Raw genomic sequence first — 15147 nt, 5'->3', positions numbered from 1 at the left:
CTGACGGACGGTCCGGACGCCCCGGAACCCGACGCGACCGCGCCTACGGACGCGGCGGAGGCCGCGGAAGCCGACGCGACGGTCAATGCGGACGGTGACAAGCCGACGGAGGCCGACGCCGGAGGCGGTGAAGGCTCCGAGCCGGCCGATGCTGACGCCGAGGCAGGCAATGACGCCTCCGAGAACGCGGAAGCTGACGCCGAGGGAGCCAGTGACGCCTCCGACATCGCGGAAGCTGACGCCGAGGGAGCCAGTGACGCCTCCGACATCGCGGAAGCTGACGCCGAGGGAGCCAGTGACGCCTCCGACATCGCGGAAGCTGATGCCGAGGGAGCCAGTGACGCCTCCGACATCGCGGAAGCTGATGCGGACGGCGGCAGTGGCGGCTCGGAGAAGGCCGGGGGTGAGCGGAGCGGCTGGCGGAGGCCGCTCGCCAAGTACCCGCGTGCGGCGCGGATCGTGACCGTCGGGACGACCGTCCTCGCCGCCGTGCTCGTCCTCTTCGGCCTCCTCGTACCGAACAAGCTCGAACGCCTCGGCTTCGACGCCTTCCTGCGCATCCCGGTGGAGGGCGTCCTCCTCGCGGCCCTGCTGCTGGCGCTGCCGCCGAAGCCGAGGCGCATCACGTCGTACGTCGTGGGAGCGCTGCTCGGCCTGGTGACCATCCTGAAGTTCGTCGACATGGGCTTCTACTCGGTCATGGCCCGGCCGTTCGACCTGGTCCTGGACTGGATCCTGTTCGAGAACGCCGCGGACTGGGTGAAGGAGTCGTTCGGCCGCACCGGTGAGATCCTCGCCGTGATCGGGGTCGTCGTACTCGTCATCGCCCTGCTGGTCCTCATGACGCTCGCGGTCGCACGGCTGACCGAGGTCATGGTCCGCCACCGGCCCGTCGCCACCCGCACCACCCTGATCCTCGGCACCGCCTGGATCACCTGTGTGACGCTCGGCGTGCAGTTCACCGACGTACCGGTGGCCGCGCAGACCAACGCCACGATCGTCCAGAACCGGGTGGACCAGGTGCAGGCGAGCCTTCACGACGGCCAGGTCTTCGCGAAGCAGGCGTCCGTCGACGCCTTCGCGGACACGCCGCCCGATCAGCTGCTGACCGGACTGCGCGGCAAGGACGTCCTGTTCACCTTCATCGAGAGCTACGGCCGTACGGCCATCGACGACCCGGCGATGTCCCAGGAGATCGACTCGGTCCTCTCCGAGGGGACCAGCGGGCTGAAGTCGGCCGGGTTCTCATCGCGCAGCGCCTGGCTGCGCTCGCCCGTCACGGGCGCCGGCAGCTGGCTGGCCCACTCCACGTTCCTGTCCGGGCTGTGGATCAAGAACCAGCAGCGCTACCGGAGTCTGACCACGAGCGACCGCAACACCCTCACCAAGTACTTCCAGAAGACCAGCGCCTGGGACACCGTCGGCATCGTGCCCGGTGTCCGCCGCGCCTGGCCAGAGGGCAAGTTCTTCGGCCTCGACCGTATCTACGACTCCGAGCACCTCGGCTACAACGGCCCGTACTTCAGCTGGACGCCCGTGCCCGACCAGTTCAGCCTGGGGGCCTTCGAGCGTCTGGAGCACGGCAAGAAGAACCGCAAGCCGATGATGGCCGAGATCATCCTCGCCTCCAGCCACAACCCCTGGGCGCCGATCGCCAAAATGATCGACTGGAACGACCTCGGCGACGGCTCCGTCTACAACCAGATCAAGAAGGAGGGCAAGGACCCCAAGGAGGTCTGGAAGAACCCGGAGAGCGTGCGCAGGGAGTACCGGAACGCCATCGAGTACTCGCTGCACAGCCTCACCCAGTACGTCGAGAAGTACGGCGACAAGAACACGGTGCTCGTCTTCCTCGGCGACCACCAGCCCGTGCCGACCGTCACCGCCGGAAGCACGAGCCGGGACGTGCCCGTCGCGATCGTCGCGAAGGACCCGAAGGTGCTGGACAGGATCTCCGACTGGGGCTGGACGGACGGCCTGAAGCCCGCCAAGAACGCGCCGGAGTGGCGCATGGACACCTTCCGCGACCACTTCATGACGGCGTACGGCCCGAATCCAGGCTCCGCCGCGCCGACGTCGACGCCCTGATCCACCCGACGGCCCACCGGGCGCCGTCGCCGCCCCGCCGGGAGTCTCCCGGCCGAGCGGCAGAAGTCCCGGTCCGGACGCGGCGTCCGCGGCTCCCCAGGCCGCGGACCCGCCGCGCCCCGTCATCGGCCGGTCCGACCTCCTGCCCAAAGGCCCGCCGCCGTTCCAGGGCGCGCTTGACCTTGCCGCAACGTCAGGGTTTGTACTGGGCTCATGCGAATCGGCGAAATCGCCGCCCTCGTCGGGGTCACCCCGCGGGCCGTGCGGCACTACCACCATCTCGGGCTGTTGCCCGAGCCCGTACGGCGCAGTAACGGCTATCGCGACTACGGCATCCGGGAAGCCGTCCTGCTCGCCCGGATCCGGCGGCTGACCGAGCTCGGGCTCGGGCTCGACGAGGTGCGGGACGTCCTCGCGGATGACCAGGCGCGGGAGCTGGTGGAGGTACTGGAGGAGCTGGACGAGGACCTCGGACGGCAGGAGGCGGTCATCCGGGAGCGGCGGGCACGGCTCGCCCCGCTGCTGGACGACGTGCGGGCCGGACGGTTCGCCGCCGAGGGTCCCGTGTCGCCGGAGTTCGCCCGGCTGCTGGCGGGTCTGGGCGAGGTGCCGGACTCCCCGATCGCCGTGCAGGACCGGGAGCACCTTGCCTTCCTCGACGCCCTGGTACCCGAGGAGGAGCGGGGCTCGCTGATGACGACGCTGTACGGGATGAGGGAGCACGCCGGTGAGGTGTACGGCCTGCTGGACGCCCTCGCCGACGAACAGCCGGACGACCCGCGGGTGGCCCGTGCCGCGGCAGCGCTGGCGGCCCTGCTGCCCGACGACCTGGCGGCGCATTTCCCTGACAGCGACGCCGGCGGTCTGGCGGACAGCATCTTCTCGGACCTGGCGCCGGCCCAGTCGGCGGCCGTCCGCCGGGCGATGGAACTCGTGACGGAACGACTGGAAGGACCATCATGACGACTCCGGAGAGTGGGGCGACCCTGCCCCGGCCCGTCGCCTCCGTCCGGGGGCCGGTCCTGCGGAAACTGCGCGGCATCGCGTTGGCCGCCCAGCTCGTGCCGGCCGTCTGTCTCATCAGCGGAATGCCGGTACCCGGCACCGTCCTGCTCGGCGGCGAGCTGCTCCTGCTGGTGCTGCTCGGCGCCGAGGCGTACGTCTGGCTGCGGCTGCGGCGGCACGGGCTGTCCCGGCGGGAGGCGCTCGCGCAGCTCGTGCCCGGGCCCGTGCTGCGTTTCGTCGAACACGAGCTGCGGATCATGGCGAGCCTGGTCCGGTGGGCAGCCCGCCGTCGGCACGGCGTCAACGCCGCCGACGCGGTCTTCTCACACGGCCGCGACCAGGCGACCATGATCTACGGCCTCGCGTTCGCCTGCGTCGTCGAGACCGTCGCCCTGTCGTACCTGCTGGCGAACTGGCCCGTCGTCCACACCGTCTTCCTGGTGGTCGACGTCTACACCGTCCTCTTCGTCCTCGGCCTTCACGCGGCCTCCGTCACCCGGCCACACGTCCTCGCCGACGGCACCCTGCGCGTCAGGCAGGCGGCCCACATCGACGTCCACGTGCCCCTCCACCAGATCGCCTCCATCCGACGCGAGGCACGGTTCACCCACGAGAAGAAGGATGACGAGCTGAACCTGCCCATCGGCTCACAGACCTCCATCACCCTCGCACTGACCGAACCGGTCAACGCGCCGAAGTTCCTCGGCGCGCCCCGCCTCGTCAAGGTGATCAGGCTGCACGCGGACGACCCGAAGGCCCTCCACGACGCCGTCACACGGGCACGAACCGCACCCGCACCCGTCCCGGGTCCGCCCGCATCGGTCTGACACGCGGAGGCCGGGACGCCACTCTCACAGCCGGGCCTCCAGAGCCTCTGACCCCGAGGACAAGGCGCCCGTCGTAAATCCGCGCCGTCGATTCCATTGACCCTCAGGGGTTCACGAACTTAACCTGTGTTCGCATACATAGACAGCATCTGTATATGGGGATGAGACTCATGGCGGGGTACAGCGCGGAGCCGGAGCGCGTGGTCGAGCGACTGCGGGACGGCATGGCGAGCGGGGTGCTGTCCTTCCCGCTCACGAGCTTCACGGAGGACGGCGACCTCGACGTGGACTCCTACCGGGTCTACCTGACCGCCCAGTTGGCCACGGCGCCGGGCGCGGTGTTCCCCGCCTGCGGGACCGGCGAGTTCAGCGCGCTGGACGAGGACGAGTACCGCGTGGTCGTCGCCGCGACGGTCGAGATCGCCGACGGCCGTCTGCCCGTGGTCGCGGGCGTCGGCTACGGATGGGCGCAGGCGCTGCGATTCGCCCGGATCGCGGAGGAGGCCGGCGCGGACGCCCTCCTGGTGCTGCCCCACTACCTCGTCGAGGCCCCCGAGGCCGGCCTGGTCGAGCAGCTCCGCCGGATCGCCGCCGGTACGCGGCTGCCGCTCATCGCCTACCAGCGCGGCCCGGTCGCCTTCACCCCCGAGGGTCTGCGCGCCATCGCGGAGATCCCCACCGTCATCGGGCTCAAGGACGGGCACAGCGACCTCGACCGGCTCCAGCGCCTCACACTCGCCGCACCCGACGGTTTCCTCTTCTTCAACGGAGCCGCGACCGCCGAGATCCAGGCCCGCGCGTACGCGACCGTGGGCGTCCCCGCCTACTCGTCGGCCGTGCACGCCTTCGCTCCCGAGATCGCCGACGCCTGTTTCGCCGCGCTGCGTACCGGCGACGAGGCGACCGTGAACAAACTGCTGCGGGACTTCTACGTCCCGCTCGTCGAACTGCGCGACCGGGTACCCGGCTACGCCGTCTCGCTGGTCAAGGCCGCGGCCCGGCTGCGGGGCCTTCCCGTCGGCCCCGTGCGCGCGCCGCTCACCGATCCCGGCCCGGCCGATCTCGCCGCTCTGGAGCAGATCCTCGACACCGGGCTGGCGCTGGTCGGAGCCGTGCGCCGACCCGCCTGACGCACGCGGGGGACGGCCCGGAGGGGCTCGGGGCGGGCCGTCCCCTAGCCCGGCTCGTCGCCGTCATCCTGTGATCACCGGCCCCGGTCACCCTCGTACACAAGGATTTTGATGATGAGTCAGCAGCCGACGATCACCGAGTTCTCCGTCTATCCCGTCGCGGGACGGGACTGCATGGAACTGAACCTGTCGGGCGCCCACGGCCCCTACTTCACCCGCAATGTCGTCGTCCTCAAGGACTCCGAGGGGCGGACCGGACTCGGTGAGGTGCCCGGCGGGGAGAAGATCACCCGGACGCTGCGCGACGCGGAGTCCCTCGTCCTCGGCTCGAAGGTGGGCGACTGTCAGCGCGTCCTGCGCGAGATCGGGGACCGCTTCGGCGACCGCGACGCCGGCGGACGGGGTGCCCAGACCTTCGACCTGCGGACGACCGTCCACGCCGTCACCGCCGTGGAGTCGGCTCTCCTCGACCTCCTCGGCCAGCACCTCGACGTGCCGGTCGCGGCCCTCCTCGGCGACGGGCAGCAACGCGACCGCGTGCGGGTACTGGGCTATCTCTTCTACGTCGGCAACCCGGACCGTACAGACCTGGAGTACGTCCGCGAGCGGGACTCGGACACGGACTGGTACCGCCTGCGGCACGAGGAGGCCCTCACGCCCGGCGCGATCGTCCGGCAGGCCGAGGCCGCCCACGACCTGTACGGCTTCCGGGACTTCAAGCTCAAGGGCGGAGTCCTGGACGGCGCCGAGGAGGTCCGGGCCGTACGCGCGCTGAAGGACCGCTTCCCCGAGGCCCGAATCACGCTCGACCCCAATGGCGCCTGGTCGCTGCGCGAGGCGATCGAGCTGTGCGAGCCCCTGGTCGGCACGCTCGCCTACGCCGAGGATCCCTGCGGCGCCGAGGACGGCTACTCGGGGCGGGAGATCCTGGCCGAGTTCCGCCGGGCGACGGGGCTGCCGACGGCGACGAACATGATCGCCACGGACTGGCGGCAGCTCACCCACGCCCTGGCGCTCCAGTCGGTCTCCATCCCCTTGGCCGACCCGCACTTCTGGACCATGCGCGGCTCGGTGCGCGTGGCGCAGTTGTGCAACGCCATGGGCCTGACCTGGGGCTGCCACTCCAACAACCACTTCGACATCTCGCTCGCCATGGTCACGCACTGCGGAGCCGCGGCACCGGGCGCGTACAACGCGCTCGACACGCACTGGATCTGGCAGGAGGGCCTGGAGCGGCTCACGGTCGACCCGCCGCGCATCGTCGACGGTGAGATCGCGCTTCCGGACGCCCCCGGCCTGGGCGTCCGGCTGGACATGGACCGACTGCTGGCGGCGCACGAGCTCTACTTGAAGAAGGCGCTCGGCGCCCGGGACGACGCCGTCGGGATGCGCTTCCTCGTCCCCGGGTGGGAGTTCGACGCCAAGCGGCCGGCTCTGGTGCGCTGACCGTCGCTGCCGTCCGCGCGGCGACCGGCAGCGACGGGGCCCGCGGCGACCGACGCGGCGGGACCGACCGCGAGGTCGCCCCGAGCCGCGGTCCCGGCCGTCACAGGTCCACCGCCTCCCCGCTCGCTTCCACACTCCGCACTCCGCGCCCCCACGTCTCCCTCCCCCGCTCCCGGTTCTCGCAAGAAACGCCGCTCCGCCCGCGCCCGCAAAAAGCGCTGCCGACCCCTTGCACTGACGCCGGACACCTGAATTACTGATCCAGAACAGCACGACCGAATGATCGGTCGTCCGGAATCGCACGGTTGGCGAGGGAGAGGCGCGATGGCGGGCTCGATGGACTCGAAGGGCCTGCTCGACGCGGGCGAGCGGCTCGACACTGAGGGGTTGCGGACGCTTCAGCTGGAGCGGCTGCGCGCGTCGCTGCGGCACGCGTACGAGAACGTCCCCTTCTACCGGGAGTCCTTCGACAAGGCGGGGCTGCGCCCGGACGACTGCCGCTCGCTCGCCGACCTGGCACGGTTCCCCTTCACGACGAAGGCGGATCTGCGCGAGAACTACCCGTACGGGATGTTCGCCGTGCCGCAGGACCGGATCCGGCGCATCCACGCGTCCAGCGGGACGACCGGACGGCCCACGGTCGTCGGCTACACGGAGAACGACCTGTCCATGTGGGCCGACATGGTGGCCCGTTCGATCCGCGCGGCGGGCGGCCGACCCGGCGACAAGGTCCATATCGCTTACGGCTACGGGCTGTTCACGGGCGGACTCGGCGCCCACTACGGCGCGGAACGGCTCGGCTGTACGGTGATCCCCGCGTCCGGAGGCATGACGGCACGTCAGGTCCAGCTGATCCAGGACCTGAAGCCCGAGATCATCATGGTGACACCGTCGTACATGCTGACCCTGCTCGACGAGTTCGAGCGGCAGGGTGTGGACCCGCGCGGCACCTCGCTGCGGGTCGGCGTCTTCGGGGCCGAGCCCTGGACCGAGGGGATGCGCCGCGAGATCGAGGAGCGGTTCGCGATCGACGCGGTGGACATCTACGGCCTCTCGGAGGTCATCGGTCCGGGTGTCGCCCAGGAGTGCGTGGAGACCAAGGACGGTCTGCACATCTGGGAGGACCACTTCTACCCGGAGGTCGTCGACCCGATCACCGGTGAGGTGCTGCCGGACGGCGAGCAGGGCGAGCTGGTGTTCACCTCGCTCACCAAGGAGGCCATGCCCGTGATCCGTTACCGGACACGGGACTTGACGCGGCTGCTGCCCGGCACGGCCCGGGTGTTCCGCCGGATGGAGAAGGTCACCGGGCGCAGTGACGACATGGTGATCCTGCGGGGGGTCAATCTCTTCCCGACGCAGATCGAGGAGATCGTGCTGCGGACGCCTGGGGTCGCCCCGCACTTCCAGCTCCGGCTGACCCGCGAGGGCCGCCTCGACGCCCTCACCGTACGGGCCGAGGCGCGGTCCGGTGCCACTCCCGAGACGCGTGAGGCGGCCGCGCGGGCGATCACCGCGGGCATCAAGGACGGGATCGGTGTCTCGGTCACCGTGGAGATCGTCGAACCGGAGTCGCTGGAGCGGTCGGTGGGCAAGCTCAAGCGGATCGTGGACCTGCGCCCGCGCCCGTGACCGGCCGCTGTACCGCCGCTCCTGGCTCAGGTGCGGCGGGGTGCTGCCCGCTGTCGTCAGGACCGGGGCGGGTCCGTGAACGGAAGGTGCGCCGGTAGGTGTCCGGGGGCACGCCAACCGTGCGGTTGAAGTGCCGGCGCAACGTCGTTGCGGTTCCCATGCCGGTGGCCGCCGCGATGATGTCGATGCTGCCGTCCGTGGTCTCCAGCAACTCCTGGGCGTGGCGGATCCGTTGGATCAGCAGCCATTGCAGCGGGGTGGTGCCGGTCACCGAGCGGAAGTGGCGGCCCAGGTTGCGCGAGCTCATTCGCGCCCGGCGGGCCAGGTCCTCCACGGTCAGCGGATGGTCCAGCCGTTCGATCACCCAGGGGAACAGTTCGGCGAGCGGGTGGTTGTCCGGGGCGGGCACCGGGGTGGTGACGAACTGGGCCTGGCCGCCGTCCCGATGCGGCGGCACGACCAGATGGCGGGCGACGGTGTTGGCGACCGACGAGCCGTGGTCGAGGCGGACGAGGTGCAGGCACAGGTCCATGGCGGCGGCTTTCCCGGCGGAGGTGAGCACGCTGCCGTTGTCCACGTAGAGGACGTCCGGGTCCACTTCCACCTGGGGGTGACGGGCGGCCAGGGCCCGGGTGTGCGCCCAGTGCGTGGTCGCGCGCTTCCCGTCCAGCAGGCCCGCGGCGGCCAGGACGAACGCGCCGGTGCAGAGGGACGCCACCCGTGCGCCCGCCTCGTGGGCAGCGCGCACCGCGTCGACCAGGTCGGCGGGCGGGTCCCGGTCGACGTCGACCCAGCCCGGGACGATCACGGTGTCGGCGCGCTGGAGCCGGTCGAGACCGTGGTCGGGCTCCAGCCGGAAGGGACCGACCCGCACGGCGGCCGGCCCGCAGAGGGCGAGGTCGTACCAGGGGCCCGGCACGGCGTCCGGAGCGGAGCCGAAGACCTCGCAGGCCAGGGCCAGTTCGAAGTGCAGCATCCCGTCGGTGACGGCCAGCGCGACAGTGTTCATGTCCGGAATTGTATGGGCCATGGCGTTCCGGACACTCGTGCGGTGAGCCCGCTCTCGTCAGGATGTCCATGACGGATCACGGCAGAGCGATCGAGCAGGGAGACAACACATGGGGTCGGGGCAGACGGTGACGGTGTTCGGCGCGTACGGGCACACGGGACGCTTCGTGGTGGCAGAGCTGCGGAAGCGCGGGTTCGTCCCCGTTCTCTCCGGCCGGGACGCCGACAAGCTGAAGGAACTGGCGGTCTCCCAGCCCGGACTGGACGTCCGCCCGGCGTCGGTCGACGATCCGGCGTCGCTCGACCACGCGCTGTCCGGCGCGGCGGCGGTGATCAACTGTGCCGGGCCCTTCGCCACGACGGCCGCCCCCGTGATCGAGGCGGCGCTGCGCGCCGGGATCCCGTACGTGGACGTGGCGGCCGAGATCGAGGCCAACATCGACACGTTCACGCACTTCGCGGAGCGCGCCCGGGCCGCGGGCACGGTGATCGTCCCCGCGATGGCCTTCTACGGCGGCCTCGGCGACCTGCTGGCCACCGCCGCGATGGGTGACTGGACGGCGGCCGACGAGGCGCACATCGCGTACGGGCTGAGCGGTTGGCACCCCACCGCCGGTACGCGCGCCGCGGGCGCGGTCTCCCGGGAGCGGCGAGGTGACCGTCGTATCCGCTTCACGAAGGGGCGGTTGGAGTACTCCCAGGAAGCCCTGCCGTCCCTGGAATGGCCGTTCCCGGAGCCGATGGGCCCGCGGGCCGTCCTCGGGGAGTTCTCGATGGCCGACGTGGTCACCGTGCCCAGCCACCTCGCCGTCCCCGAGGTGAGCACGTACATGACCGTCGAGGCGGCCAAGGACCTGTCGGCCCCCGACACACCGGCGCCGAGCGCGGTCGACGAGGACGGGCGGTCCGCACAGACCTTCCTCGTCGATGTCGTCGTGCGCTCCCAGGGCACCGAACGGCGAGCCGTGGCGAGGGGCCGGGACATCTACGCCATCACCGCGCCGCTCGTGGTCGAAGCGGTCGACCGTATCCTCACGGGCCGGACCAGGACGGTCGGTGTCGCCTCCGCGGGCGAGATCTTCGACGCGGCCGACTTCCTCCGCGCGCTGTCCGGGCATCTGTCCCTCGAACTGCGCTAGGGCCTGTCCGGCGGATCATGCCGGAGGAACCTGCGGCGCCTGATCAGGCCCAGCGTCTCCGGCATGATCCGCCGGAGACGCTGGCACACCGCCCAAGCCGCCCGCACGCCCACACCGCCTCCCCACCGTGAGGGAGATGGTCCGGCCCCACGCCGTGCGTGCGCCTGGGCCTGGGGCCGCTACTCGACGGCGGGCTCCGGCTCGCTGATCCGGCGGGCGGCCTCGACGACGGCCGCGCGGTGCAGGGCCAGCCGCTGCGGCGACCAGGACTGGCCGGCCTCCTCGGCGTCGACGCCCTCGGCGGCCCAGAACCACGCCTGGGCCGCGGCGAGAACCATGGTCAGGAGATCGGCGGGCTCCATCTCCTGGGCGACCTCGCCGCGCCGCTGCGCGTCGGCCACTTCGGTGGCTTTGCGCCGGAAGGCGTCCGGTTCGAGTCCGGTGGCGGTGGGGCGCTCCAGCAGTTTCCACAGGCGCAGGCGCATCAGGTCCGGACGGGCGACGAGGTGGTCGAAGATCGCGCCGGCGTATCCGGGCAGGTCCTCGACGTCGAACGGCACCGATTCGGCACCGGCCGCCATGGCCCGTTGCAACACCTCGTCGAACAACTGCTCCTTGTTGCCGAAGTAGGCGTAGATCAGCCGCTTGTTCGCCGCCGCGGCCTCCGCGATCCGGTCCACCCGGGCACCGGCGATGCCGTAGGCGGCGAATTCGGTGAAGGCGGCGTCGAGCAGCCGGGCCTTGGTGGCACTGGAGTCCCGTGGCATGCCCGCCACCCTAGCAAGTAACTATCTAGTTATTGACACGCGCAACCGGCGGGCCTACGGTAATGTATGTATCCAGTTAGTTACATTCGTCGAGGGGTCGCCGGAGCCGCGACCAGGACCGGCATCGAGAGGTCTTCCCGGTGCCCCGCGAACGGACCCGCCGTCCCGGGTGCGGTCCGGCCGCGTCCTGTGATGCCCCTCGCCGAGTCGTCGAACACGATCGGTGTGTGGGCCACGCGCGGTGCGGCCCGTCCTCGGCCTTGTCGAACCCCTCAAGTCACTCAAGTCGCTCACGTCAGGAGACCCACCTCATGTCCGCACCTCAGACCATCCACACGTTCGGAGCAAGCACGACCGCCGCCGAGGTCATCGACGGCGTCGACCTGCACGGCCGCCGGGCCGTCGTGACCGGAGCCAGTTCCGGAATCGGGGTGGAGACGGCCCGGGTGCTCGCCGCGGCGGGCGCGGACGTCACCCTGGCCGTACGCGACCCCGACGCGGGTGCCCGTGTGGCGGCCCGCCTGGAGGCGGAGCTGCCGCCCGAATCGGGACAGCTGACAGTGGGGCGGCTCGACCTGGCCGACCGGTCGACGGTCGCGGCGTTCGTGGCGGCCTGGCACGGCCCGCTGCACATCCTGGTCAACAATGCCGGAGTGATGGCCCCGCCGGACCTCACCCGCACGCCCGACGGACGGGAGACGCAGTTCGCCGTCAACCACCTGGGTCACTTCGCCCTCGCCGACGGCCTGCACCCGGCACTCGCGGCGGCGGACGGCGCGCGGATCGTCTCGGTGAGTTCCATCGGCCACCTCTTCTCGCCGGTCGTCTTCGACGATCTGGACTACCGCTTCCGGCCGTACGACCCGTGGACCTCCTACGGGCAGTCGAAGACCGCCAACGCCCTGTTCGCCGTCGGTGCCGCCGAGCGATGGGCCGACGACGGCATCACCGCCAACGCGCTGATGCCGGGCAACATCGCCGACACGTCCCTGGCCCGGCACGTGGACATGGAGCAGGTGGCCGCGTTCATCGCCTCGGGCCAACTCGCGCTGCCCCCGCAGAAGACGGTGCAGCAGGGCGCCGCGACCTCGGTGCTGCTGGCCGCCTCGCCGACGGTGAAGGGCATCACCGGCCGCTATTTCGAGGACTGTGCGCAGGCCGAGCCGGTCACCGGGCGAGCCGGTGCCGTCGCCGGCGTCGCGCCCTACGCCCTGGACCCGGACAACGCGAACCGGTTGTGGGCCGTTTCCGAGGCTCTCGTCGGCTGACGTCCTACGCTGCCGCTGTGACCTCACGAAACGAGCGGTGGGCCCGGCTGTGGCAGCCCCCACGGGCCCATGGCGAGCAGCCACGCGAGCGGGTGGTCGGACCGCTCGAACTGTTCTACGACCTGGTCGTGGTCGTGCTGGTCGCCCAGGCCGCCCACCATTTCGCCGGGCACCTCACCTGGCACGGGCTGGGCGAGTTCGCCGTGGTGTTCGCGCTGGTGTGGATCGCCTGGTTCAACGGCACCCTCCACCACGAACTGCATGGGCACGAGGATGCCCGCGGCCGGAGCATGTTCCTGCTGCAGATCCTGGTGCTCGTGCCGCTGGGCGCGTTCATCCCCGAGGCAGGCGGCGCCCGCGGAGCCGCCTTCGCCGTGGACGCGGGGGTGCTGTTCGCGGTGCTGGCGGTGCTGTGGCTTCTCGCCGCACGCGGTGACAGCCCGGAATTCCGCCGCCCCAGCACGCTGTTCGTGACCGGGACGGCCGTCTGCGCCGTCGTCCTGGCGGCGAGCGCCGCCCTGCCCGCCGGCGTCCGCGTGCTCACATGGGGCCTTCTGGCCATCGCCTACCTGGCGGGGTTCGCTTTCATGATCGGTGCGGCCACTCCGGTGCAGGCGGTCGCGCTCAGCGTGACCGGCGCGCTCACCGAACGGTTCGGGCTGTTCATCATCATCGTGCTCGGCGAGACCGTGACCGGAGTGGTCGACGGACTGGCACACGAGCCGGTCAACGCGCTCAGCATCGCCGTCGGGCTCGTCGCCGTCGTCGTCGGCTTCGGTGCCTGGTGGACGTACTTCGACTTCGCCGGACACCGGCGGCCGAGGCCTGCACGCGCGAGCACCGTGCAGTGGATGCTGGTCCACCTGCCGCTCACGGCCGCGGTGGCCGCCATGGGCGCCGCGATGGGCGGCCTCGTCGAACACGCCCACGACAGCCGCACCCCGGCCGCCACGGCCTGGGTGCTCGGCGGGGGCGCGGCCGTCGTGCTCTGTACGACGATGGTGCTCGCGAACTCCCTGCGCGTCTGGGACCTGGACCGCGGGCTCTACCGGCCGCTGGCCCGCACCTGCGTCGCCGTGGCCGTCCTCTGTGCGGGAGTCGGTGCCGCACGCCCGGCGCCACTCGTTCTCGGCCTCTCCCTCGTCCTCCTTCTCGGTGTCCCCTGGGGGCTCGCCGTGGCATACCGCCTGTCCCACGAAGGAGCACCCGACGCCGAGGAAGTGCCGGGGATCGCCGAGCACGAGGGCGACAACCCGGACGGGTCCTAAGCGTCGCCGAACCGGTCCCGCAGCTCCCGCTTCAGGATCTTCCCGCTGGCGTTGCGGGGCAGCTCGTCCACGAACAGGACACGCTTGGGTGCCTTGAAGTGGGCGAGCTTCTCCCGTGCGTGGGCGATCAGTTCGTCCTCGGTGACCTCGCCGCGCGGGACGACGACCGCGGTGACGGCCTCGATCCAGCGCTCGTCGGGGAGCCCGACGACGGCCACCTCGGCGACCCCCTCGTGGGTGTACAGCGCGTCCTCGACCTGCCGCGAGGCGACCAGGACGCCACCGGAGTTGATGACGTCCTTCACCCGGTCCACGACGGTGAAGTAGCCGTGGGCGTCGCGCACGGCGAGGTCCCCCGAGTGGAACCAGCCGTCGCGGAACGCCTCGGCCGTCTCCTCGGGCTTGTCCCAGTAGCCCTCGCACAACTGCGGTGAGCGGTAGACGACTTCGCCCGGTGTCCCGTCCGGCACGTCCTTGCCGTCCTCGTCGACCACCCGCGCGTCGACGAACAGCACCGGGCGTCCGCACGAGTCCATCCGGCCCTTGTGCTCGTCGGGTCCGAGGACGGTGGCCAGGGGGCCGATCTCGCTCTGGCCGAAGCAGTTGTAGAAGGCCAGCTTCGGCAGCCGTTCGCGCAGTCGTTCCAGGACCGGGACCGGCATGATCGACGCCCCGTAGTACGCCTTGCGCAGACCGCTCAGGTCACGGTCGGCGAAGTCGGGGCGGTTCGACAGACCGATCCACACGGTGGGTGGGGCGAACAGGCTGTCCGCGCGACCCGCCTCGATCAGGTCGAAGAGCTGACCGGCGTCCGGCGCGTCGAGGATGGTGTTCGAGGCGCCGATCGCGAGATAGGGCAGCAGGAACACATGCATCTGCGCCGAGTGGTAGAGCGGCAGCGAGTGGACCGGCAGGTCCCCGGCGCTCAGGTCGAGCGCGGTGATCGCGCTCAGGTACTCGTGGACCAGGGCGCGGTGCGTCATCATCGCGCCCTTGGGCAGCGCGGTGGTGCCCGACGTGTAGAGGAGCTGCACGAGCGTGTCACCGCGCGGCTCGTCACCGTCGTACGGGAGTGCCGTGTCCAGCCGCGCGAGGAGCGAGTCCTCGGTGTCGCGCAGCGGCAGGGTCCGTACGCCGTCCGGGAGCCGGTCGGCGAGGCCGGGATCGGCCAGGACCAGGGTGCTTCCCGACTGGCCGACGATGTAGGCGAGGTCGTCACCGGTGAGGTTCTGGTTGACCGGCACATGGACGAGTCCCGCGCGGGCGCAGGCGAGGAAGCCGATCAGATAGGCGTCCGAGTTGTGGCCGTAGGCGCCGACGCGGTCCCCGGGGGCGAGCCCCTCGTCGAGGAGGACGGTCGCCGCGCGGGAGACGGCCTCGTCGAGTTCCGCGTACGTCCAGGAGCGCTCGCGGTAGTCGACCGCGCGCCGCGCCGGTGTGCGCCGGGCGCTGCGGCGCAGCACCCCGTCAACCGTACTGCCGTGTCCAGGCGTCATGTCACGTGATCCTCGGTCCATGGAACGGGGAGGTCAAGTCACCGCACAGAGGCCGAACCGACATACCGACCGC

General features: G+C 71.1%; 12 protein-coding genes. 9 read left to right on the top strand and 3 right to left on the bottom strand.

Annotation, left to right across the window (positions count from 1 at the left end):
- The first annotated feature begins 225 nt into the window (after nucleotides 1-225).
- The 6 genes from ABZX90_RS29185 to paaK all read left to right on the top strand — a co-directional run bounded on the left by ABZX90_RS29185 (nucleotide 226) and on the right by paaK (nucleotide 8128).
- Nucleotides 226-2088, top strand: coding sequence for a sulfatase (locus ABZX90_RS29185; RefSeq protein ID WP_355209751.1), 1863 nt, complete (start codon nucleotides 226-228; stop codon nucleotides 2086-2088).
- 213 nt (nucleotides 2089-2301) lie between these two features.
- On the top strand, nucleotides 2302-3051 hold the full coding sequence (locus ABZX90_RS29180; protein WP_351122864.1) for a MerR family transcriptional regulator: 750 nt from the start codon (nucleotides 2302-2304) through the stop codon (nucleotides 3049-3051).
- Complete coding sequence (locus ABZX90_RS29175) at nucleotides 3048-3920, top strand: hypothetical protein (protein ID WP_355209632.1); 873 nt, start codon at nucleotides 3048-3050, stop codon at nucleotides 3918-3920. The genes ABZX90_RS29180 and ABZX90_RS29175 overlap by 4 nt, the downstream gene beginning before the upstream one ends.
- 155 nt (nucleotides 3921-4075) lie before the next feature.
- On the top strand, nucleotides 4076-5050 hold the full coding sequence (locus ABZX90_RS29170) for a 5-dehydro-4-deoxyglucarate dehydratase (RefSeq protein ID WP_351122858.1): 975 nt from the start codon (nucleotides 4076-4078) through the stop codon (nucleotides 5048-5050).
- Nucleotides 5051-5164: 114 nt separating this feature from the next.
- The gene (locus ABZX90_RS29165; protein WP_355209629.1) at nucleotides 5165-6496 is read left to right on the top strand and encodes an enolase C-terminal domain-like protein; all 1332 of its coding nucleotides are present in this window, start codon (nucleotides 5165-5167) and stop codon (nucleotides 6494-6496) included.
- Between the two features lie 324 nt (nucleotides 6497-6820).
- On the top strand, nucleotides 6821-8128 hold the full coding sequence (paaK, locus tag ABZX90_RS29160) for a phenylacetate--CoA ligase PaaK (protein ID WP_355209626.1): 1308 nt from the start codon (nucleotides 6821-6823) through the stop codon (nucleotides 8126-8128).
- Here the strand turns inward: paaK and ABZX90_RS29155 are convergent.
- Nucleotides 8094-9137, bottom strand: coding sequence for a helix-turn-helix domain-containing protein (locus ABZX90_RS29155; protein ID WP_355209623.1), 1044 nt, complete (start codon nucleotides 9135-9137; stop codon nucleotides 8094-8096). The two genes, paaK and ABZX90_RS29155, sit on opposite strands and share 35 nt — an antisense overlap.
- A gap of 109 nt (nucleotides 9138-9246) precedes the next feature.
- Here ABZX90_RS29155 and ABZX90_RS29150 point away from each other — a divergent pair, with 109 nt between their 5' ends.
- Entirely contained in the window at nucleotides 9247-10275 is a 1029-nt protein-coding gene (locus tag ABZX90_RS29150; protein WP_355209620.1) for a saccharopine dehydrogenase NADP-binding domain-containing protein, read from the top strand.
- Nucleotides 10276-10454: 179 nt separating this feature from the next.
- Here the strand turns inward: ABZX90_RS29150 and ABZX90_RS29145 are convergent, their stop codons facing one another.
- Nucleotides 10455-11042 carry a TetR family transcriptional regulator gene (locus ABZX90_RS29145; RefSeq protein ID WP_355209617.1) on the bottom strand — a complete coding sequence of 196 codons (588 nt, stop codon included), beginning with the start codon at nucleotides 11040-11042 and terminating at the stop codon, nucleotides 10455-10457.
- A gap of 311 nt (nucleotides 11043-11353) precedes the next feature.
- On the opposite strand from ABZX90_RS29145, the gene ABZX90_RS29140 reads away from it, so the two are divergent.
- Nucleotides 11354-12310 (top strand): SDR family NAD(P)-dependent oxidoreductase, encoded by a 957-nt coding sequence (locus tag ABZX90_RS29140; RefSeq protein WP_355209615.1) that lies wholly within the window; start codon nucleotides 11354-11356, stop codon nucleotides 12308-12310.
- Nucleotides 12311-12327: 17 nt separating this feature from the next.
- Nucleotides 12328-13578 (top strand): low temperature requirement protein A, encoded by a 1251-nt coding sequence (locus ABZX90_RS29135; protein WP_351134673.1) that lies wholly within the window; start codon nucleotides 12328-12330, stop codon nucleotides 13576-13578.
- Here the strand turns inward: ABZX90_RS29135 and ABZX90_RS29130 are convergent.
- Complete coding sequence (locus ABZX90_RS29130) at nucleotides 13575-15074, bottom strand: acyl-CoA synthetase (protein ID WP_351134675.1); 1500 nt, start codon at nucleotides 15072-15074, stop codon at nucleotides 13575-13577. The genes ABZX90_RS29135 and ABZX90_RS29130 overlap by 4 nt on opposite strands.
- Nucleotides 15075-15147 lie beyond the last annotated feature (73 nt).

Origin of the sequence: Streptomyces sp. NPDC002935 (genome assembly GCF_040611295.1) — a bacterium.
In the GTDB taxonomy this organism is placed as follows: Bacteria; Actinomycetota; Actinomycetes; order Streptomycetales; family Streptomycetaceae; genus Streptomyces.
The sequence above is the reverse complement of the archived record's forward strand: the minus strand, read 5'-3'. Positions and strand labels throughout refer to the sequence as shown.